Here is a 20,859-nt window from a genome sequence, read left to right as displayed (position 1 = left end):
ACCGGCGTGGGCCGGTGGCACCGGTTGGCTCAGCCCGGCGGGCGGACCACCTCGCGGGCGTCGTCAGGGAGCCGCCGGGTGGCGCCGCGCCGGTCCAGCAGTTCCAGCAGCGGCACCGCCACCCGGCGGGTGGTGCCGAGCGCCTGCCGGGCGGCGCTGAGCGTGAACGGCTGCGGCAGCCCGGCGAGCACGCGTACCGCGTCGTCCGGGGCGCCCGGCAGCAGCACCACGTTCTCGGCCAGCTTCAGCAACGCGCCGGCGCGTACCGCGGCGCCGATCTCGCGGGGCCCGAGCCCGAGGTCGGCCAGGTGGTGCGCCTCGGGGGCCTGGAACGGCCGGTCGCCGTACTCGGCCCGGACCCGGTCCACCGCCCGGGCCACCGGGTCCGGCAGAGTCCCCTGCGGGGCGGCGGTGACCAGACCGTCGCGCAGTCGCAGCGGCGGGCGCAGCAGCGCCGTGACCAGAGCACGCTCGGGCAGGTCGAGCCGGTGCCGCAGCACGTCGACCGGTATGCCCGCGGCGAGCGGATGCTCGGCGGTGTACCGGGCCACCTCCTCGGTGAGGCGACGACCCAGGTCCCGCCAGTGCTCCGGGTCGGCCAGCCACTGCCCGGCCACCGGCGTCGCGGTCGGCGGCACGCCCATCCGGGTCAGGTCACCGGCACGGACCAGCCGTCGCCGGCGCAGTTCCCCGGCCAGGTCCGGCCGCCCGTCCAGGCCGGCCAGCACCGCCGTGCGGGCGGCCGCCGCGCCCCGGCGGCGCAACGGCGGCGGGTCCACGTCCAGCACCGTCACGCCGCCCGCGACGTGGTGCCGGCCGGGGTCGCGCAGCAGCGCCCGGTCCCCGATCAGCAGCGGCAGCGGGCGGGCCAGGCGCAGCCGTACCGTGTCCGGGCCCAGCGGCCGGACCCGGGCGGGCACCGCCGCCGAGCCCACGTGCAGCGTGAGCGTGGCCGGCAGGTCGGCGGCGGGGTCGCCGGACAGCCGCACGTCGAGCAGGTCGGTACGCCCGAACCGGCCGGGCGTGAGCAGCGCGTCGCCGCGCCCGACCCGGTCCCGGGGCAGGCCGCGCAGGTTCACCGCGGCCCGGGCCACCGCCTCGAGGTCGGTGCGCGCGACGCCGAGCGAGTGCAGTCCGCGTACGCGCACCGCCTCGCCGGTGGCGGCCAGCTCCAACTCGTCGCCGGCACGCAGCCGGCCACCGCCGAGCGTGCCGGTGACCACCGTGCCGCTGCCGCGTACGGTGAACGCGCGGTCCACCCAGAGCCGTACCGGGGCGTCCCGGGCCGGGTCGGGCAGCCGGGCGGTCAGGCGGTCCAGCGCGGCGCGCAGCTCGGGGAGACCGGCGCCGGTGACCGCGGAGACCGGCACCGCCTCCACAGCGCCCAGCGACGTGGCGGCGATCTCTGCGAGGGCCCGCGCCGCCGCCGGCCCGGGGTCGGCCAGGTCCGCGCGGGTGACCGCGAGCAGCCCGTACGACACACCCAGTGCGTGCAGCGCGGCCAGGTGCTCGGCGGACTGCGGCATCCAGCCCTCGTCGGCGGCCACGACGATCAGCGCGGCCGGGACCGGGCCGATGCCGGCGAGCATGTTCGGCACGAACCGCTCGTGCCCCGGTACGTCGACGAAGGCGAGGGTGCCGCCCGACGGCAGTGTGGTCCAGGCGAAGCCGAGGTCGATGGTCATGCCCCGGCGGCGTTCCTCCGCCCACCGGTCCGGTTCCATCCCGGTCAGCGCGCGCACCAGCGTGGACTTGCCGTGGTCGACGTGCCCGGCGGTCGCCACCACCCACATGCCGGTCAGTCCCCCACGCTCAGCACGGCCGCGCGGACCCGGTCGTCGGCGCTCTCCGGCACGGCGCGCAGGTCCAGCAGGAGCCGGCCGTGCAGCACCCGGCCGAGGATCGCCGGGTCGCCGGTGCGCAGCGGCTCGGCGTACCGCTCGGGCAGGCTCAGCGCCCACGAGTCCAGCTCCACGCCGGGCGCCCCGCCGCCGCCGACCACAGCGACGCCGGGCACCACCTCGGCCTTGCAGCCGTCCTCGCCGAGCCGGTCACGCAGCCGCTCCAGCCGCTGCCGCAGCCGAGCCGGGTCGGCGTGCAAGGCGTCCCGGGTGGGCGTGGACGGCGCGTACAGGGTGGCGGCGAGCGCGGCGAGGGTGAGCTTGTCCACTCGCAGCGCCCGCGCCAGCGGGTGGCGGCGCAGCCGGTGCACGAGGTCGGCGTCGCCGAGCAGCAGACCGGCCTGCGGGCCGCCGAGCAGCTTGTCGCCGCTGGCGGTGACCAGGTGCGCGCCCGCGCGCAGCGTGGTGGCCGCGTCCGGCTCGGCCGGCAGCAGCGGGTCCGGCGCGAGCAGCCCCGACCCGATGTCGGCCACCACGGGTACGCCCAGCGTGGCCAGCTCGGCCACCGGCACCGCCGAGGTGAACCCGGTGACCACGAAGTTCGACGGGTGCACCTTGAGCACGAACCCGGTGTGCTCGCCGATCGCGGCCTCGTAGTCGGCGCGCGTGGTGCGGTTCGTGGTGCCCACCTCGCGCAGCCGCGCGCCGGTGCTGGCCAGCAGGTCCGGCAGGCGGAACCCGTCGCCGATCTCGACCAGCTCGCCGCGGCTCACCACGATCTCCCGGCCGGCGGCCAGCGCGGTGGCGGCGAGCGCCAGGGCGGCGGCGCCGTTGTTCACCACGTGCACCGCCCCGGCGTCGGGCACCGCCGCGGCGAGCGCGTCGAGCGCCTCCCGGCCGCGCCGGGCCCGCCGCCCGGTCCGCAGGTCCAGTTCCACGTCGGTGTGCCCGGCGGCGGCGACCAGGGCGTCCACGGCGGACGGGGCGAGCGGCGCGCGGCCCAGGTTGGTGTGCAGCACGACGCCGGTGGCGTTGAGCACCGCGCGCGGCGTACGGCCGGGCAGGTCCGCCAGCGCCGCGTCGCGTACCCCCTCGGGGGTCAGCTCACCGCGGCGGGCGCGGTCCTGCGCGCGGACGATCGCGGCCTTGACCCGGTCGCGGCCGAGCGTGCCGACGGCGGCGGCCAGCGCGGGATCGGCGAGCAGCGCGTCGGTGCGCGGCACCCGCCGTCGCGGGTCGACCTCACGCATCGGCGCACTCCCGGGAACGGTTTGGCGGAGACGGACGGGAATCGAACCCGCCTGGCCCGGATCCCGGACCACACCGGTTTTGAAGACCGGGAGGGGCACCAGCCGCCTGAACGCCTCCACGCAGAAGTCAACCACAGCGGACGGAAGGCCGCCCGGGGAGGTTCAGTCCTGCTCGGCGGCCCGCCGGTCGGCGCGTTCGCGCTGCGGCACCACCGTGTACCGCGGATCGCGCGCCGAGGCGACCCCGCCGTGGAAGATGCCGAACCGGGTGCACACCGACGCGGCGATCAGCGCGCCGCCGGAGAGTGCGGACAGCACCCGGCTGCGGCGGCCGAGCAGCGCGCCCACGACACCGGCGGCGGTCAGCGCACGGCCCGCGCGCAGCAGCTTCCCGGGTGTGCCCTGCGTGTAGGGCTCGCTGAGCAGCCCGAGCCGGTTCTCCACCCGGTGCGAACCCCACAGCTCCATCGCCGCGCCCGCGACCGCGAGGCGCCGCGCCGGACCGGCCTGCGCGCCGGGCGCGGCCACCAGCCCGACACCCGCGCCGCTGGCCAGCGCGCTGCCCGCGAAGATGGCCGGCAGTTCCGGGTACGCCTCGTGCCACGACGGCACCGCCGTGTCCGCCAGCAGCACCCCGGTGTACGTGGCCAGCGCCGGCGCGGTGACGGCGGCGACCAGGCCGGCGGCGTGCCCGGCCGGGGGCAGCAGCCGGCGGCCGAGCCCCAGCACGCCGCGCTCGGGCAGCAGCGGGGCCGCCTCGGCGATCGCCGCGACCCCGGCGGCCGGGCCGAACACGCTGAGGATCCACGTGCCCACCGACATCGGCGAGGTCACCTTCGCCACCCGCAGCATGTGGTGGAAGCGCGACGGCCGGCCCAGGTCGTTCACCAGGAAGTACGTGCTGGCGCCGACCGCCGCGAGCGCGGTGACCCGGCCGGCGCGCCGCAGCGCCGGGCGGCCGGTGAGCTGCCCGCCCGCCGCGAGCAGCGACGAACCGGCGGCGAGACCGCCGGTGAACAGGTACGCGGCGATGTCCCACCGCCACACCGGCGGCTTGAGGATGGGCCGGCCGTAGTAGGAGGTGAACTCGGCCGGCGGGACGTTGAGCTGCTCCCCACCGCCCTTGCCGCCCTTGCGGCGTCGGCGCGGTGCCGCGTCGCGGGGCGGATGCGGGGCGAGGCCGGCGTCGTGGGAGCCCGCGTCGGTGCGGCCCACGCCGGGACCGGCTGCGGTGGCCCGGCTGCCGTTCTCCCGCTCGGCGGCGCCGCCGTCCTCCTGTTCCGCGGACAGGCGTTCGCGGAAGCGGCGGAACAGGTCACCGACCGGGCGGTCCGGACTCACGACGATCCTCCGACGAACGCGGCGACGGCAGCCGCCGCCATGGCCAGGGCGGCGAACCCGGCCCGCTTCCACATCTTCGGCAGGTCCCGGGTGGTGACCACCGGGTCCGGCGGCAGCCCGTACACCTCCGGCTCGTCCAGCAGCAGGAAGAACGCGCCGTCGCCGCCGACACCGTCGGTCGGGTCGTGGCCGTACAGGCGCGCCTCCGGCACACCCCGCTCGTGCAACGCGGTGACCCGCTTGGCGGCCCGTTCCCGCAGCTCGTCGAGCGGGCCGTACTGGATCGACTCGGTCGGGCACGCCTGCGCGCAGGCGGGCGTCATGCCCGCGCCGATCCGGTCGTAGCACAGCGTGCACTTCCACGCCCGGCCGTCGCCCTTGCGCTGGTCGATCACGCCGTACGGGCAGGCGGAGATGCAGTAGCCGCAGCCGTTGCAGATGTCCTCCTGCACCACCACCGTGCCGAACTCGGTGCGGAACAGCGAACCGGTCGGGCACACGTCCAGGCAGGCCGCGTGCGTGCAGTGCTTGCACACGTCGGACATCATCAGCCAGCGGAAGTCGGTGCGGCTCTCCGGGCCGGTGGCCCGCCCGGGCGGCTGGGCGCCGGGCATGCCGAGGAACTCCGGACCGGCGGCCATCCGCGCCGCCGCCTCCGGCTGCCCCGGCGGCAGGCCGGGATTCGTACCGGTGTCGGGAGCGGTGAGCGCGCCGGCCGCCGCCGACGCCGGGCTGGTCGCCGGACCGGTCGGGTCACCGGCGAACGGCGGCGTGCGGTGCCCGGCCGGGCGGGGCTGCTCGATGAACGCGACGTGCCGCCACGAGTTCGCGGTCAGCGCGCCAGTGTTGTCGTACGACATGCCGAGCAGGTCGAAACCCGAGTCGGGGACGCCGTTCCACTCCTTGCAGGCCACCTCGCACGCCTTGCAGCCGATGCAGACGCTGGTGTCGGTGAAGAAGCCCATCCGGGGCGGCGCGGAGATCCAGCCCGCGTCCGGGGCCGGGTCGAGCGGGCCGTACAGGCTGTTGGCGTCAGGCATCCCGATCCCCGTCCTGGTGCGCGGCGGCCGACTGCTCGTCGGTGCTGCCGGCGGCGTCGTCCCCGCCGGCAGCGTCGGTGGTCACCACCGGCACCTTGCGGTCCGGTGTCATCCCGGCCCGCCGCTGGTAGTCGCCGACCAGGTCGAGCAGCGGCGGGCCGGTGGGCCGCCGCCCGGGCCGGATGTCGCAGGTGCCGACCTTGCTCTCCTGGATGAGGACGTTCGGGTCCAGCGTGATGCCGAACAGGTCGTTCGCCGAGTCGCCGGTGACCAGACCCTCGGTGCCGAAGTGGTACGGCAGCCAGACCTGGTGGATGATCCGGCCGTCCACCCGCAGCGGGGTGAGCCGGTCGGTGACCAGCACCCGCGCCTCGATCACCGCGCGTCCGCTGATCAGGTGCGCCCAGCCCAGGTGGGCCAGCCCGATCTCGCCGGCCAGTTCCGGGGACACCTCGACGAACATCTCCGGCTGCAGCTCGGCCAGGCGCGGCACGGTACGGCTCATCCCACCGGCCGTGTGATGCTCGGTGAGACGGCTGACCGTGAACACGTACGGGAAGACCTGGCTGTGCGGCTCCGGCGGACTCGGGTTCATCCGGTTGATCGGATGCTCGTAGATCTTGCGGGTCGGGTTGGCCTGCTGACCGTAGAGCGGGTTGCGCATCGGCGACTCGGCCGGCTCGTAGTGCGTCGGCAGCGGACCGTCGAGGACTCCGCTCGGCGCGTACAGCCACGCCTTGCCGTCGCCCTGCATGACGAACGCGTCGTCACCGGCGAGCGCCGCCGGGCCCGACGCGCCCTCCGGCGGCCGGTATGACGGCGGCTTCGTCTTCTCGAAGTCCGGCACGTCGTACCCGGTCCACTCGCCGGCGTCCGGATCCCACCAGACGTACTTCTTGCGCTCGCTCCACGGCCGGCCCTCGGGGTCGGCGGAGGCGCGGTTGTAGAGCGTGCGCCGGTTCGCCGGCCACGCCCAGCCCCACTCGGCCGCCACCCAGTCCTGCTCGTGGCGGGACCGGCGGCGGGCCGCCTGGTTGACGCCGTCGGCGTACACGCCGGAGTAGATCCAGCAGCCGATCGCGGTGGAGCCGTCGTCGCGGGCCTCGCCGAACGCGTTCAGCAGGCGGCCGGTCGCCACCTCGTACCCGTTGATCTCCTTGAGCACCGCCTCGGCGCTCGGCTCGGCGTGCGGACCGTGCGTCGGATAGTCCCAGGTCAGGTCCAGCAGCGCCCGGTCCCGGCGCTCGGTGGAGGCGGCCAGCTTCTCCCGCAGCACCCGGCCCAGGTGGTAGAAGAACCACAGCTCGGAGCGGGCGTCGCCCGGCGGGTCGACGGCCTTCTCCCGCCACTGCAGCAGCCGCTGCGTCTGGGTGAAGGTGCCCTCCTTCTCCACGTGCGAGGCCGCCGGCAGGAAGAACACCTCGGTGCGGCACTCCTCCGGCACGATCTCGCCGGTGGCGACCTCCGGGCTGTTCTTCCAGAACGTGGCGCTCTCGATCATGAACAGGTCGCGGACCACGAGCCAGTCCAGGTTGGCCATGCCCAGGCGCTGAGCGCGGCCGTGCGCCGAACCGACCGCCGGGTTCTGGCCGAGCAGGAAGTAGCCCTTCACCTTCCCGTCGATCATGTTCAGGACCTGCTGGTACGTGCCGTGGTCGCCGGTCATCCGGGGCATATAGCCGTAGCAGAAGTCGTTCTCCGGCGTCGCCGCGTCACCCCAGTACGCCTTGAGCAGGCTCGCCGCGAAGGCCCGCGAGTCGCCCCAGAAGCCCTTCTGGCCCGGGTGCCGGATGCTGTCCACCCACTCGTCGAACGTCGGGTGGTCGGCGTGGTGCGGCATCGGCAGGTAGCCCGGCAGCAGGTTGAACAGCGTCGGGATGTCGGTCGATCCCTGGATGCTGGCGTGCCCGCGCAGCGCCAGGATGCCGCCACCCGGGCGGCCCATGTTGCCCAGCAGCGTCTGGATGATCGAGCCGGTGCGGATGTACTGCACGCCGACGCTGTGCTGCGTCCAGCCGACCGAGTAGACGAGCGCGCCGGTGCGCTCCCGGCCCGAGTTCTCCGTCCAGGCGCGCGCCAGTTCGAGGAACTTCTCCTCCGGGATGCCGCACACGCGGGCCACCATCTCCGGGGTGTAGCGGGAGAAGTGCCGCTTCAGGATCTGGTAGACGCAGCGCGGGTGCTGCAACGTCTCGTCCCGCGGGGCCTTCGCCGGCACCGGCTCGCCGTGCGACTCGTGCTCCAGCCCGGAGGCCGAGTCGCGTTCCTTGCCGGTGCCCCGGACCTTGGCGTTGTCCTCCTGCCCCTCGTACTGCCAGCTCGCGTGGTCGTACGAGCCGGTGTCCGGGTTGTAGCCGGAGAACAGGCCGTCCAGGTCCTCGGTGTCGACGAACTGCTCGCTGACGATGTTGGCCGCGTTCGTGTACGCCAGCACGTACTCCCGGAAGTCCAGCTCGTTCTCCAGGATGTAGCGCACCACGCCGCCGAGCAGCGCGATGTCCGTGCCCGCCCGGATCGGCAGGTACGTGTCGGCGAGCGCGCTGGTACGCGTGAACCGCGGGTCGACGTGGAAGACCTTCGCGCCGCGCTTCTTCGCCTCCATCACCCACTGGAAGCCCACCGGGTGGGCCTCGGCCATGTTCGAGCCCTGGATGACGATGACGTCAGCGTTGGCGAGGTCCTGCTGGAAGTCCGTGGCGCCGCCGCGACCGAAGCTGGTCCCCAGACCGGGGACGGTGGCGGAGTGTCAAATACGGGCCTGGTTCTCGATCTGGAGTGCCCCCATCGCCGTGAACAGCTTCTTGATGAGGTAGTTCTCCTCGTTGTCGAGCGTCGCGCCGCCGAGACTGGAGATGCCCAGCGTCCGGTTCAGCGGGCGGCCCTCGTCGTCGACGTCCTCCCAGGTCTCCGCGCGGGCGGCGAGGATCCGGTCGGCGATAATGTCGAGCGCGACGTCGAGGTCCAGGTCTTCCCACTCGGTCGCGTACGGCCGGCGGTAGCGCACAGTGGTCTGGCGCAGCGGGCTGGTCACCAGGCTCTTGCTGGCCGAGCCCTTCGGGCAGAGCCGGCCGCGCGAGATCGGGCTGTCCGGGTCGCCCTCGATCTGGGTGACCTGGCCGTCGGAGTGGAAGACGCGCTGCCCGCAGCCGACCGCGCAGTACGGGCAGACCGAGCGGGCCATGCCGTCGGCGGTCTCGGTGCGGGCGGTCAGGCCGGCGGAGCGCGCCGACTGGGCGGCGGCGCCGCGACCGAGCGGGTCGGTGCCGGTGAGTTGCCGGTAGACCGGCCACCCCTGGATGAACGTCTTGAAACCCATCCGGGCACCCCCCTCTCCGTCGAGAACGGCTCACCTCTGCCAGTAACCCTAGGCCAGCGGCCCGGGGCGTGCGACTCGAGCCCACAGACAGAGCCGCCCCGGCCGGATGGCCGGGGCGGCTCTGGGCGTCGGTGTGCATGTCGCCTCTCGGCGAGTGGCGCGACGCGGCTCCAGCCGAACGGTATTCCGCGAAGGCAATTTAGGTGAGGCCCGGGGACACTGAACACACCGACGCTCTGCACAACGGTACCGGGGTCACGGTTCTTCCGCTCGTTCGTCGTGACCCCGGTCACCGCGGGGTCAGCTGTTCCAGTGCTGGGCGACGAGGTCGGCGGCCTGCTGCTCCCACTGGGCGTAGTGGTCCGGGTAGGCCGACACCTGGACGGTCTGGGCGGCCTTGGTCAGCGGCATGTCCTGCCAGCCGTCGACCTGCTTCAGACCCTTCAGGAACGCCGTCGTGGAGTACTCCGGGTCGGTGATCTGCTCGACCGTGCCCCAACCACTGGAGGGGCGCTGCTGGAACAGGCCCTGCGAGTCGTGGTCGTTACGGTCGCCGAGGTGGCCGAGGTTCTCCAGCTTCGACTCCTGCAGCGCCGTGGCGATCGACACGACCGCGGCACGCTCGTCCATACCGGCCTTCTTCGTCGCCGCGATGATGGCCTTGACGTTGGCGGTCTGCTCGTCGTTCAGGTCGATACGCGACTGGTTGCCCTGCACGCCGTGCGGGATGAGTGTGGCGGTGTCGAGCTTCGCGGCGGCCTGGGTGGTGGTGACCGCGGCGTCCCGGGCGGTGGGGGTGCTGGTGTCGTGGTTGAGGGGGCCGGCGGCGAGGCCACCGGCGACGGTCAGACCGGCGATACCGAGGATGCTCTTACGCAGGATCGTGTTCATGAGGGGGCTCCATTCGGGGGTCGACGCCCGCGCCGAAGGGGGGTTCGGTGCGGGTGCGAGCACCGTCAGGCGCTCAAGAAGTCTTCGGGGGATCCGGCTCGCTGCCCGTGGTCCGGGGCGCCGGAGGCATGTGCAACGACCGCCGACCCGGGATCATTCCGGGGGCCTGCACCCGCGTTCGTGTGCTGCGGGGGTGCTGCTGCGGTCGTTCACCAGGTATAACGCCCCGGCCCCGCCCACGATTCCACCACCCGGGTGTCCCCCACCACCCCGAAACCCGACACCCGCCCCACCCTCGGACACCGCCCCCGAACCATCCCCTGGTCCTCCGGCGTCCCGCCCAGCCTCAACATCCGTTCCGTCCCGGCCGATCCGATCCCGGCCCCGTCCTCCGCCTGGACTCACCTGGCCCCGTCAAACATGAGGTTGACGGCACACGGTGTCCGGTTTGTCGCAGCCAACTTCATGATCGGGGCATGCTCGGGGAGTGTGGATCTAAGGGTGTTTCCGGCCTGACCTGCCGGGCGTTGTGCCTGGTGAGGAGGGTGCCGTGATGACCGCGACACTGAACGACCAGACCGGACGCAGGAAGCGGCCCGAGCCGTCGGCGGAGGCGAAGGCCGCCGCCGAGCTGGTCCGGGCAGCCAAGGAGCAAGGGCTGTCCCTGACCGGTCCGGACGGGCTGCTGAAGCAGCTGACCAAGACGGTCCTGGAGACCGCGCTGAACGAGGAGATGACCGAGCACCTCGGCTACGAGAAGCACGACCAGGCCGGTGTTGGTTCGGGCAACATCCGCAACGGCACCCGGTCGAAGACCGTGTTGACCGAGGCCAACGGGCCGGTGCAGATCGACGTGCCGCGGGACAGGGCAGGCACCTTTGAGCCGCAGATCGTGCGCAAGCGGCAGCGGCGCCTGTCAGGGGTCGACGAGGTCGTGTTGTCGCTGTATGCCAAAGGCCTGACGACCGGGGAGATCTCGGCGCACTTCGCGGAGATCTACGGGGCTTCGGTGTCGAAGGAGACGATCTCGCGGATCACCGACAAGGTCATCGACGAGATGACCGACTGGTCCCACCGCCCGCTGGACGAGATCTACACGGCGGTGTTCATCGACGCGATCGTGGTCAAGGTCCGTGACGGGCAGGTCGCCAACCGGCCGTTCTACGCCGCGATCGGAGTCACCCTCGACGGGGACAAAGACATCCTCGGGTTGTGGGCCGGCTCGGGCGGTGAGGGCGCGAAGTTCTGGATGAGCGTGCTGACCGACCTGCGTAACCGGGGCGTCAAAGACGTGTTCTTCCTCGTCTGCGACGGTCTGAAAGGCCTCCCGGAAGTGGTCACGAACGTGTGGCCGGCCACGATCGTGCAGACCTGCATCATCCATCTGATCCGCAACACGTTCCGCCTCACCTCCCGCAAGTACTGGGACGCGCTCAAGCACGACATCAAACCGATCTACACCGCCGTCAACGCCACCACGGCCCGGGCCGCGTTCGACGACCTGGCCGAGAAGTGGGGCGGCAGGTATCCGGCGGTGATCCGGCTGTGGGACAACGCCTGGGCGGAGTTCATCCCGTTCCTCGACTACGACGTCGAGATCCGGCGGGTGATCTGCTCGACCAACGCGATCGAGTCGTTGAACGCCCGCTACCGGCGGGCAGTCAAGGCCCGCGGCCACTTCCCCAACGAGCAGGCCGCGTTGAAGTGTCTGTACCTGGTGACCCGGTCCCTGGACCCCACCGGAGCAGGCAGAACCCGATGGACGATGCGCTGGAAACCCGCGTTGAACGCCTTCGCCATCACCTTCAGCGACCGCTTCCCAGCCGCTGAAACCTACTAACCAAGATCGCCGGAAACACCCTTAGCGAGACAGGCCCCATGCTCGCGGCGACGTCCGCACTGCCGGACGGAGATCGTGGTACGAGAGTGCCCCTATGGGGGCCGTTGCGTACCAAGATCTCTCGTCGGCGGAACGCCGGGGCCCGTGCGCCGGCGTTGGCGCACGCGCCACCGTGGGAGATCTTGGAAGGAAACGGCCGCCATAGGGGCCCGAATCCTCCAAGATCTCCGGCGGAGCGCCGCGCTAGGCGAACAAGGCGAACAGGTAGCGAGGATGCAACGGTCGATCATGAAGTTGGCGGGGACGAAACGGACGCCGCGCGCCGTCAACTTCATGATCGACGGGGTGGGGGCGGGAAGGGCGGGGGGTGTTGGGCCGGGTTGGGGTTACCCTGATGCCATGTCGGTCAGCGCGCACGCGTACCTCGCCCGTCCCGGGCGACCCGCCGTGGTGGCGCGCACCCTGGACGAGCTGACCGGTCCCACGACCGGCATCGTCGAGCTGCCGGTACGCCTCATGTGGAGCAGCGAACGCGCGTTCGACCTGGGCGACCCGGACGAGTTGCTCTGGATGTACGAGAACGTGCTGCGCGAGACGACCCGGGTGGAGGATCTGCGCGAGCTGATCCACGCGGGCACGTTGCGCCGGCTGTGGCCGCTGCTCAACCTGCCCCGGGGCGTACGCCTGGCCTGGGAGGGCCGGCACCGGAGCCTGCGCGCCGCGTGACCCATCCGCACGACTTCTACCGGCAGGTGGCCCGGGTGGCGCTGGCCGCGGCCGGCCCGCACCGTTTCGTGCTCGGCGGCGGAGTGGCGTGGGCCGTACACGGCCTGGTCACCCGCCCCACCGAGGACGTCGACCTGTTCGCCGACGTGGAGGGCGCCGCAGCGGCGGCGGCCGACGGGGTACGCGCGGCGCTGGAACGGGCCGGTTACCGGGTGGCCGAGGTGGACCCGGGCGGGCTGGGTGAGGTGTTCGACGGATTCGACCGGGACCTGCGGGACTTCGTGGTGAGCCGGGACGGCCGGCAGATCCGCCTGAGCCTGGCCCGCCTGGACCGGCACCGCAGCCCGGTGGTGATGGACCTCGGCCCGGTCATGGACGTCCGCGACCTGATCGCCAACAAGACCGCCGCGCTGGTGAACCGGCGGGAGGTACGCGACTACATCGACGTCTCCGCCGCGCTGGACCGGTACACGGTCGCGGAGCTGCTGGAGCTGGCCCGGCAGGTCGACCCGGCGCTGGACGACGAGGATGTGCGCGCCGCGGGCCGCTACCTCGACGGGCTGGCCGACCGCCGGTTCACCCGCTACGGCCTGGACGCGCCACGCATCGCCGAGGTGCGCCGCCGGATGGCCGCCTGGCCCCGCTGAGCGGCGGAACCAGACGACCGGGGGCGGGACCAGGCGGCCGGCACGGGCCAGCGAGCCAGAACGGGAAAAGCCGGACCGGACGACGGCTCACTTCGTCGGGCGGCCACCAGTGACGCCGAGGATCTCGCCGGTGACGTAGCTGGACTCCTGCGAGGCGAAGTAGACGTACGCGGGCGCCAGCTCGGCCGGCTGACCGGGACGGCCCAGCGGCGTGTCGGTGCCGAACTGCTTGACCTTCTCCTCCGGCATGGTGGCCGGGATCAGCGGCGTCCAGATCGGGCCAGGCGCGACCGCGTTGACCCGGATGCCCCGGTCGGCCAGGTTCTGCGCGAGCGCCTTGGTGAAGTTGGCGATGGCGGCCTTGGTGGTGGCGTAGTCGAGCAGCTGCGGCGACGGGTCGAACGCCTGGATCGACGACGTGTTGATGATCGTCGAACCTTCCTTCATGTGCGGCACCGCGAACTTGCAGAGCCAGAACATGGCGTACACGTTGGTCTTGAAGACCCGGTCGAACTGCTCGGTGGTGATGTCGAGCAGGCCGTTGTCCTGCGACATCTGGTACGCCGCGTTGTTGACCAGGATGTCGACGCCGCCGAGGTCGCGGACGGCCTGGTCGACCAGGGCGCGGCAGTTGGCCTCCTCGCGCAGGTCGCACCGGACTGCGACGCCGGTGCGCCCGGCCTGCTCGATCAGGGCGACCGTCTCCCGGGCGTCCTTCTCCTCCTCGTCGGCGAGGTACGTGACGAGCACGTCGGCGCCCTCGCGGGCGAAGGCGATGGCCACGGCCCGGCCGATGCCGGAGTCACCGCCGGTGATGACGGCGCGCTTGCCGGTGAGCCGGTCGCTGCCCCGGTACGACTCCTCGCCGTGGTCGGGCTTCGGCCCCATCTCCTGCTCGTTGCCGGGCGGCGTCTGCTGCTGCGACGGCTGGCCCTCCTGCTGTCCGTACTGCTCGGCCGGGTGCTGCTGGGTGAACTGGTCCTCGCTCATGGATGCGCCCTACCCCGGTGACGGGCGGGAAAACAGCAGCCTGTGACCGGAAGGGAAACGATTCGGGCCGGTGTGGCGCAGGTGACATGTGGTGGTTATGGTGCGCAACGGCGCCCACGAGGCGCGTACCCCCATTGGAAAGGCACCTCCATGACTTCCTCCTCCGGCGCCTCCCGGCGCCAGGTGCTGGCCGTCGCGGCCGCCGCCGCGACCGCTCCCCTGCTGGCCGGCGCGCCCGCCGAGGCGAAGCCGAAGCAGCCGAAGACCTGGGACCTGACGATCCTCGGCACGTCTGACACCCACGGCAACGTCTACAACTGGGACTACTACAAGGACGCCGAGTTCGACGACAGCAAGCACAACGACGTCGGCGTCGCGAAGCTCGCCACCCTGGTCAACCAGATCCGCGCCGAGCGCAAGGGCAGGGCCACGCTGGTCCTGGACGCCGGCGACACCATCCAGGGCACGCCGCTTGCGACGTACTACGCCAAGCAGGAGCCGATCACCAGCACCGGCGAGACGCACCCGATGGCCCGCGCCATGAACATCCTCAAGTACGACGCGGTGACGCTCGGCAACCACGAGTTCAACTACGGCCTGCCGCTGCTGGCGACCTGGATCGAGCAGCTCGGCTTCCCGGCGCTGGCCGCGAACGCGCTCAACGCGAAGACCGGCAAGCCGGCGTTCCTCCCGTACGTGATCAAGGAGATCAAGCTCGGCGGGCACGGCGCGCCGAAGCTGCGCGTGGGCATCCTCGGCCTGACCAACCCCGGCGTGGCCATCTGGGACAAGGGCAACGTCGAGGGCCGCCTGGTCTTCGCCGACATGGTCGCCACCGCCGCGAAATGGGTGCCGGAGATGCGCCGCCGCGGCGCCGACCTGGTCGTCATCTCCGCCCACGGCGGCGACAGCGGCACCTCCAGCTACGGCCCGGAGCTGCCGAACGAGAACCCGACCGCGCTGATCGCCGAGCAGGTCCCCGGCATCGACGCGATCCTGTTCGGCCACGCGCACAACGAGGTGCCGGAGAAGTTCGTCACCAACCTCACCACCGGCGAGCGGGTCCTCACCTCGGAGCCGTCGAAGTGGGGCCAGCGGCTGACCCGGATGGACTTCACGCTGACCCGGGAGAAGGGCCGCTGGAGGGTCACCGCCAAGTCGGCCACCACGCTGAACACCAACACCGTGGTCGAGGACCCGGCGGTGCTCGCGGCCGTGCGCGGCCAGCACACCAAGACCGTCGAGTACGTCAACCGGGTCGTCGCCCAGTCGAGCGTGGAGCTGTCGGCCGCCGAGTCGCGGTACAAGGACACCCCGATCCTGGACTTCATCAACCACGTCCAGACCGAGGTGGTCACCGAGGCGCTCGCCGGCGGCGAGTACGCGGGCCTGCCGGTGCTGTCCATCGCCGCGCCGTTCAGCCGTACCGCGGTGTTCCCGCAGGGCGACGTGCGCATCCGCGACGTGGCGGGCCTCTACGTGTACGACAACACGCTGGAGGCGGTCGTGCTGACCGGCGCCGAGGTGAAGGCGTACCTGGAGTACTCGGCGAAGTACTTCGTCACGCTGCCGGCGGGCGCGCCGGTGAACCCGGAGACGATCAGCGACCCGGCGGTGCCGGACTACAACTACGACGTGTTCTCCGGCGTCGACTACGACATCGACATCGCCAAGCCGGTCGGCCAGCGGATCACCCGCCTGGTGCTGGCCGGCACCGACACCCCGGTCGCGGCGGACGCCCGGTTCGTGGTGGCGGTGAACAACTACCGGCGCAGCGGCGGCGGCAACTTCCCGGGCATCGTGAAGACCCAGGTCTACAACGCCCAGCAGGAGATCCGCCAGCTGCTCATCGACTGGGCGCAGGCCAAGGGCGTCATCGACCCGGCCGACTTCTTCGTACCCAACTGGAAGCTGGTCCGCGACGGCGTGCCGGTCTTCTGACCGTGAGGCGGCGGGGCCCGGCGGTGTCCGGGCCCCGTCAGCCGCCCGCGCGCAGGTGCCACTCCGACTCCCCGCCGACCGGGTCCGGCCGGTCCGGCGGGAACTCGGTCTCGGCGGACTCGACCCGCTCCTCCGGGCGTACCCGGGCGGGCAGTTCGCCGAAGCGGACGTGCCGCAGGAACGCGTACTCCTCGTCGGTGAACGACTCGGCCGGCTCGCTCATGACCGCATTGTGCGCCCACCCGTCCCGTCTCCGCATCAACCGCCACGGCACGGGTATGCCGCCGCGTCGACCGTCGGCGACGAGGTGGAGGAGACATGCGCGCAGTACGGATGACCGCACCCGGTGTGCTGGAGCACACGGAGGTGCCCACGCCGCAGGCCGGCCCGGGTGAGGTGCTGCTGCGCGTCGGCGCGGTCGGCGCCTGCCACTCCGACCTGCACATCCTCGACGCCCCGGCGGGCGTGTTCCCGATCCCGATGACGCTCGGTCACGAGATCGCCGGCACCGTCGACACGGTCGGCCCCGGCGTGGACGGCTGGTCGCCCGGCGACCGGGCCGCCGTCTACGGGATCATCGGCTGCGGCCGGTGCCGGGCCTGCCTGCGGGGCGAGGAGAACCGCTGCCGGGTCATCCCGGTCGGCGGCATCGGGCTCAGCCGCGACGGCGGGCTGGCCGAGTACGTGGTGGTGCCCGCGTCCCGGCTGCTGCCGGTCGGCGACATGGACCTGACCCAGGCGGCGCCGCTCACCGACGCCGGGCTGACGCCGTACCACGCGGTGGACCTGGCGCGGCCCCGGCTGCGACCCGGCACCTCCTGCGTGGTGATCGGCATCGGCGGCCTGGGGCACATGGGGTTGCAGATCCTGCTCGCCACCACAGCGGTACGGATCATCGCGGTGGACACCAACACCGCCGCGCTGGACCTGGCCGGCCGCCTCGGCGCGCACCACACGGTGCAGGCCGGCCCGGACGCGGTGGAGAAGATCCGCGAACTGGTCGGACCGGCGCCGGACGGCGCGGACGTGGTGCTCGACTTCGTCGGCGCGCAGCCCACGCTGGACACCGCCCGGCAGGTCGTCGCCACCGGCGGCCAGATCCTGCTGGTGGGCCTGGCCGGCGGCACGCTGCCGGTGCGCCCGGTCGCCGACGAGCCGCCCCCGGTGCCGCTGGAGACCGGTGTGGTGGTGCCGTTCTGGGGCACCCGGGCCGAACTGCACGAGGTGATCGCGCTGGCCCGCGACGGCCGGCTGCACGCCGACGTGCACACGTTCCCCCTCGCGGAGGCGCCGCAGGCGTACGAGGCGCTGCGCCGGGGCGAGGTGCGAGGGCGGGCGGTCATCGTCCCCTGACGCGGGGCGCTCAGTGGTGCGGGAACACCGGCACGGCGCCCGGTCAACCGGCCACTGACCGTACCTTCGCGGGCAGGCGGTCGAGCATCGCCAGCGCGGCCCGTACCGGCCGCCGGTCGAGCACCTCGGCGAAGCTCGCCCGGCCCTGGCAGAACCGGACGAACATCCGCCAGCCGGGCGGGCTGGCCAGCATCGCGTGGAACACGTCGGGCCGCCGCTCGAACACCTCCAGCAGCCGGTGCCCGGCGCGCATCTCCGGCGTCAGCCGCCGGTCGACCTCCCGGGCGTACGCGTCGAGGTCACCGGCGGCCACCGCCTCCCCGGCCAGCCGGCCCGAGCGCAGCGCGTAGCTGATCCCCTCGCGGCTCCACGGTTCCAGCAGCCCGGCGGCGTCCCCGGCGACCAGCACCCGGCCGTGCCGCAGCGGGGAGTCCCCGGTGCGGCAGCGGGTCAGGTGACCGGAGTCGTGCTCCGGGGTCATCCCGGACAGGCCGAGCCGGTCGGTGAAGTCGCGCAGGTAGGCGCGGGTGCGGTCGCCGTCGCCCCGGGCGGAGATGACACCCACAGTGAGACGGTCGCCCTTCGGGAACACCCAGGCGTAGGAGCCGGGCAGCGGCCCCCAGTCGAGCAGCACCCGGCCGCGCCAGCGGTCCCGTTCGGCGGCGTCCACCGGCAGCTCCAGTTCCAGCCCGAGGTCGACCTGCCGGAAGCGCACCCCGACGTGGCGTGCCGTCACGCCGGACGAGCCGTCCGCGCCGATGACGGTACGGGCGCGTACCGTCTCACCGCCGGCCAGGCGCAGGCGTACCTCGTCGGGGTCCTGCTCGATCGCGCGGACCGCGACGCCCTCGCGGACCTGCGCCCCGGCGGCGACGGCGGCGGCGCGCAGCCGGTCGTCGAACTCCTCCCGGCGGATCATGGTGACCAGCGGCGCGGGGTGCCGGCGGGTGAACGCGCGTCGCCCGTCCCGGGTGAACGTGACCCGGCCGATCCGGTCGTGGGCGGGCACCTCGACGCGGCCGGCGACCTCGGCCAGCGACGTGCCGATCAGGCCGCCGCCGCAGGTCTTGTAACGGGGGTGGGTGGCCCGTTCGACCACGAGCGTGCGCACGCCGGCCCGGGCCGCGGCGTGCGCGGCGGAGAGTCCGGCGGGCCCGCCGCCGACCACGACGAGATCCATGATCACGGGTGCAGCCTAGGGCACCGCCGTGCCTCGCCGCCCGGTACGACAGTCGAACGGGTGCGCATCATCGCGGCCCGTCCGGGTAACCGCCGGTCGCCGGCCGTCCGCGGGTCGGGCGGTCCACGCCGAGGAGGGAAGCGATGCCTCAGGTCCAGCTGTCTGCGGTCGAGGAACGGGTCTACCAGGCGGTGTCCGCGCTGGAGGTGCAGGGACACGTCCCCTACCCGGACCTGATCGCCCAGGAGACCGGGATGACCGAGGAGGAGCTGCGCGAGCCGCTGCACTCGCTCACCGAGCGGGGGCTGCTGCACCGCGAGGACTCCCCGATGTCCGGCCTGGACTTCGGACCCCGGTGGTGCGCGCGCCAGATGGCGTGATCGAGTCGTTTGCCCCACCGGGCACCGGGTAGCGATCGGAGTCGGGTGATCGACGGTCTGTGGGGGGCACGATGAGCGAGGGCCGGTCGTCGACGCCGGTGCCTGACACCGGGTACGACGGCCGGCGCCGCTGGCGCGCGCTGAGCGTCGGCCTGATCGCGGCGTTCATGACGCTGCTGGACGTCAGCATCGTCAACGTCGCGGTGCCGTCGATCGACCGGGCGCTGCACGCCACGCCGAGCGATCTGCAGTGGGTGCTGTCCGGGTACGCGCTGACGTTCGGCCTGGTGCTGGTGCCGGCCGGGCGGTTCGGTGACGCGCGCGGGCGGCGTACCGCGTTCGTGGTCGGGGTGGGGCTGTTCACGCTGACCAGCGCGCTGGCCGGGCTGGCGCGCTCGCCGGAGTGGCTGGTCGTCGCCCGCCTCGTCCAGGGCGCCGCCGCCGGTGTGGTGAACCCCCAGGTCAGTGGCATGATCCAGGAGCTGTTCCGGGGCGCGGACCGGGGCCGGGCGTTCGGGCTGCTGGGCGCGACGATCGGCATCTCCACCGCCGTGGGTCCGCTGCTCGGCGGGCTGCTCATCCAGCTCGGCGGCGCCGAGCACGGCTGGCGGTGGGTGTTCTTCGTGAACATCCCGGTCGGGATCGTGGCGATGCTGCTCGGCTGGCGGCTGATGCCGGCCCGGCCCACCAACCCCGCCGGACGGGGGCGGCTCGACCCGCTCGGCGTGCTGCTGCTCGGCGCCGGAGTCACGGTGATCCTGCTGCCGCTTGTGCAGCGGGAGCAGTGGCGGGGCCCGGGCAAGTGGCTGCTGATCCCCGCCGGCCTGCTGCTGCTCGCCGGGTTCGCGCTCTGGGAGCACCGGTACGCCCGGCGCGCCCAGCCGCTGTTCGACCTGCGGCTGTTCACGGTGCGCTCGTACACGCTGGGCGCGCTGATCGGCCTGATCTACTTCGCCGGGTTCACCGCGATCTTCTTCATCTTCACGCTCTACCTCCAGATGGGGCTCGGCTACAGCGCGCTCGTGGCCGGTCTGGCGATCACCCCGTTCGCGCTCGGTTCGGCGCTCGCCTCCGCGCTCGGCGGCCGGGTGGTCACCCGCTACGGCCGTCCGCTCGTCGCGATCGGGTTGCTGGCCGTGGTGGCCGGGCTGATCGCGACCGACCTGGTGCTGGCCGGCGGTCCGCACGACGACGTGCCGCTGCGGACCGCGCTGCCGTTGCTCGTCGCCGGGCTGGGCAGCGGCCTGGTGATCGCGCCGAACCAGACGCTCACGCTGTCCGAGGTGCCGGTGCCGATGGCCGGCAGCGGCGCCGGGATGCTCCAGACCGGGCAGCGGATCGGATCGGCCGCCGGCATCGCCGCGGTGGGCGCGCTGTTCTTCTCGACGATCGCCGACGACCGCGGCGACTGGAGTACGGCGTTCCGCCACTCACTGCTGCTCGCCGCCGGGATCATCGTGCTGGCGCTCGGCGCCGCGGTGGCGGACATCGCGCTCGGTCACCGGCGGTCCGCGGGCCGCTCCTGATCGGCGGCGGGCAGCAGGACTGTGGTGAGCAGCCGCCGGGTCCGGCCGGGCCCGGGGCCGAGAGCCGCGTACTCGGCGAACAGGTCGCGGAACCGGGTGACGAACTCGGCGGTCTCGGCGTCGGTGGCGTGGAACGCGTTCTGCCGGTAGCCGGCCACGTCGCGGGCCAGGTCGGCGTCGCCGCGGTCGAGGTAGCCGTCGAAGTCGGCGAGCAGGCCCGCGACGAAGGTGAGGAACGCCTGGCGGTGTCGCTGCGGGCTCATGGACCGGGCCTCGTCCGGGTCGACCGACGCGGCGGCCTCGTTGAGCCGGTAGCTGCGCTCGACCGCGCCGCGGGCGCGCCGCTCCCCCACCGTGTGCAGGACGCCGTGGTCGGCGAGCGTGGCGACCTGCCGGTAGAGCGTGGCCGGTGGCACGTCGCTCAGTTCGGTGCGCAGGTCGGTGGTGGTGAGCGTGCGGCCACCCAGGAACGCCTGGACGATGCGCAGCCGGACCGGGTGCAGCAGCAGCTCCACGGTGTCGAGTGCCACAGTGGCTCCCCTTTTTGTTATCGCCTCCGGTAATGTTCTCAGCAACGATAACAGAAGCGAGGAGTTC

17 protein-coding genes and 1 tRNA gene are annotated in these 20,859 nt (G+C 72.9%); 7 read left to right on the top strand and 11 right to left on the bottom strand.

Annotation, left to right across the window (positions count from 1 at the left end; genetic code table 11):
• Window positions 1-29: 29 nt before the first annotated feature.
• The 7 genes from selB to BFV98_RS04030 all read right to left on the bottom strand — a co-directional run bounded on the left by selB (window position 30) and on the right by BFV98_RS04030 (window position 9,679).
• Window positions 30-1,793 (bottom strand): selenocysteine-specific translation elongation factor, encoded by a 1,764-nt coding sequence (gene selB, locus BFV98_RS04060; protein WP_030272209.1) that lies wholly within the window; start codon window positions 1,791-1,793, stop codon window positions 30-32.
• 5 nt (window positions 1,794-1,798) lie between these two features.
• Window positions 1,799-3,091, bottom strand: a complete 1,293-nt coding sequence (gene selA, locus BFV98_RS04055; protein WP_071094973.1) for an L-seryl-tRNA(Sec) selenium transferase — start codon at window positions 3,089-3,091, stop codon at window positions 1,799-1,801.
• A 22-nt stretch (window positions 3,092-3,113) separates the two neighbouring features.
• Window positions 3,114-3,209, bottom strand: a tRNA-Sec gene (locus tag BFV98_RS32185).
• 44 nt (window positions 3,210-3,253) lie between these two features.
• Window positions 3,254-4,432 (bottom strand): NrfD/PsrC family molybdoenzyme membrane anchor subunit, encoded by a 1,179-nt coding sequence (gene nrfD, locus BFV98_RS04050; RefSeq protein ID WP_071094971.1) that lies wholly within the window; start codon window positions 4,430-4,432, stop codon window positions 3,254-3,256.
• Window positions 4,429-5,472: a 4Fe-4S dicluster domain-containing protein gene (locus tag BFV98_RS04045; RefSeq protein WP_071094969.1), complete on the bottom strand. Its 1,044-nt coding sequence runs from the start codon at window positions 5,470-5,472 to the stop codon at window positions 4,429-4,431. The genes nrfD and BFV98_RS04045 overlap by 4 nt, the downstream gene beginning before the upstream one ends.
• Complete coding sequence (gene fdh, locus BFV98_RS04040; RefSeq protein WP_255367993.1) at window positions 5,465-8,788, bottom strand: formate dehydrogenase; 3,324 nt, start codon at window positions 8,786-8,788, stop codon at window positions 5,465-5,467. The genes BFV98_RS04045 and fdh overlap by 8 nt, the downstream gene beginning before the upstream one ends.
• A gap of 300 nt (window positions 8,789-9,088) precedes the next feature.
• Window positions 9,089-9,679: a hypothetical protein gene (locus tag BFV98_RS04030; protein ID WP_071094965.1), complete on the bottom strand. Its 591-nt coding sequence runs from the start codon at window positions 9,677-9,679 to the stop codon at window positions 9,089-9,091.
• A 553-nt stretch (window positions 9,680-10,232) separates the two neighbouring features.
• Between BFV98_RS04030 and BFV98_RS04025 the strand changes: the two genes are divergently transcribed.
• From BFV98_RS04025 to BFV98_RS04015, 3 genes are all read left to right on the top strand, one after another.
• Complete coding sequence (locus BFV98_RS04025; RefSeq protein WP_071094963.1) at window positions 10,233-11,519, top strand: IS256 family transposase; 1,287 nt, start codon at window positions 10,233-10,235, stop codon at window positions 11,517-11,519.
• Window positions 11,520-11,918: 399 nt separating this feature from the next.
• Window positions 11,919-12,245 (top strand): hypothetical protein, encoded by a 327-nt coding sequence (locus tag BFV98_RS04020; RefSeq protein ID WP_013476750.1) that lies wholly within the window; start codon window positions 11,919-11,921, stop codon window positions 12,243-12,245.
• Window positions 12,242-12,892 (top strand): nucleotidyl transferase AbiEii/AbiGii toxin family protein, encoded by a 651-nt coding sequence (locus BFV98_RS04015; protein WP_071094961.1) that lies wholly within the window; start codon window positions 12,242-12,244, stop codon window positions 12,890-12,892. Before BFV98_RS04020 ends, BFV98_RS04015 begins: the two co-directional genes overlap by 4 nt.
• 87 nt (window positions 12,893-12,979) lie before the next feature.
• Here the strand turns inward: BFV98_RS04015 and BFV98_RS04010 are convergent, their stop codons facing one another.
• Window positions 12,980-13,882 carry an SDR family oxidoreductase gene (locus tag BFV98_RS04010; RefSeq protein ID WP_013286396.1) on the bottom strand — a complete coding sequence of 301 codons (903 nt, stop codon included), beginning with the start codon at window positions 13,880-13,882 and terminating at the stop codon, window positions 12,980-12,982.
• Window positions 13,883-14,032: 150 nt separating this feature from the next.
• Here BFV98_RS04010 and BFV98_RS04005 point away from each other — a divergent pair, with 150 nt between their 5' ends.
• A complete protein-coding gene (locus BFV98_RS04005; RefSeq protein ID WP_013286397.1) occupies window positions 14,033-15,823 on the top strand; it encodes a bifunctional UDP-sugar hydrolase/5'-nucleotidase in 1,791 nt (596 codons plus the stop codon).
• Window positions 15,824-15,860: 37 nt separating this feature from the next.
• Here the strand turns inward: BFV98_RS04005 and BFV98_RS04000 are convergent, their stop codons facing one another.
• Window positions 15,861-16,046: a hypothetical protein gene (locus tag BFV98_RS04000; RefSeq protein WP_135240224.1), complete on the bottom strand. Its 186-nt coding sequence runs from the start codon at window positions 16,044-16,046 to the stop codon at window positions 15,861-15,863.
• Window positions 16,047-16,141: 95 nt separating this feature from the next.
• Between BFV98_RS04000 and BFV98_RS03995 the strand changes: the two genes are divergently transcribed.
• Window positions 16,142-17,176: an NAD(P)-dependent alcohol dehydrogenase gene (locus BFV98_RS03995; RefSeq protein ID WP_013286399.1), complete on the top strand. Its 1,035-nt coding sequence runs from the start codon at window positions 16,142-16,144 to the stop codon at window positions 17,174-17,176.
• Window positions 17,177-17,219: 43 nt separating this feature from the next.
• Here the strand turns inward: BFV98_RS03995 and BFV98_RS03990 are convergent, their stop codons facing one another.
• Complete coding sequence (locus BFV98_RS03990) at window positions 17,220-18,356, bottom strand: geranylgeranyl reductase family protein (protein ID WP_013286400.1); 1,137 nt, start codon at window positions 18,354-18,356, stop codon at window positions 17,220-17,222.
• A 143-nt stretch (window positions 18,357-18,499) separates the two neighbouring features.
• Here BFV98_RS03990 and BFV98_RS03985 point away from each other — a divergent pair, with 143 nt between their 5' ends.
• Entirely contained in the window at window positions 18,500-18,736 is a 237-nt protein-coding gene (locus BFV98_RS03985) for a hypothetical protein (protein ID WP_013286401.1), read from the top strand.
• Window positions 18,737-18,807: 71 nt separating this feature from the next.
• On the top strand, window positions 18,808-20,262 hold the full coding sequence (locus BFV98_RS03980) for an MFS transporter (RefSeq protein WP_030275019.1): 1,455 nt from the start codon (window positions 18,808-18,810) through the stop codon (window positions 20,260-20,262).
• Here BFV98_RS03980 and BFV98_RS03975 read toward each other — a convergent pair.
• On the bottom strand, window positions 20,235-20,792 hold the full coding sequence (locus BFV98_RS03975; protein WP_013476744.1) for a helix-turn-helix domain-containing protein: 558 nt from the start codon (window positions 20,790-20,792) through the stop codon (window positions 20,235-20,237). The two genes, BFV98_RS03980 and BFV98_RS03975, sit on opposite strands and share 28 nt — an antisense overlap.
• Window positions 20,793-20,859: the final 67 nt, after the last annotated feature.

Origin of the sequence: Micromonospora sp. WMMB235 (genome assembly GCF_001855515.1) — a bacterium.
In the GTDB taxonomy this organism is placed as follows: Bacteria; Actinomycetota; Actinomycetes; order Mycobacteriales; family Micromonosporaceae; genus Micromonospora; species Micromonospora aurantiaca.
This window is presented reverse-complemented; position numbering and strand designations above follow the sequence as displayed.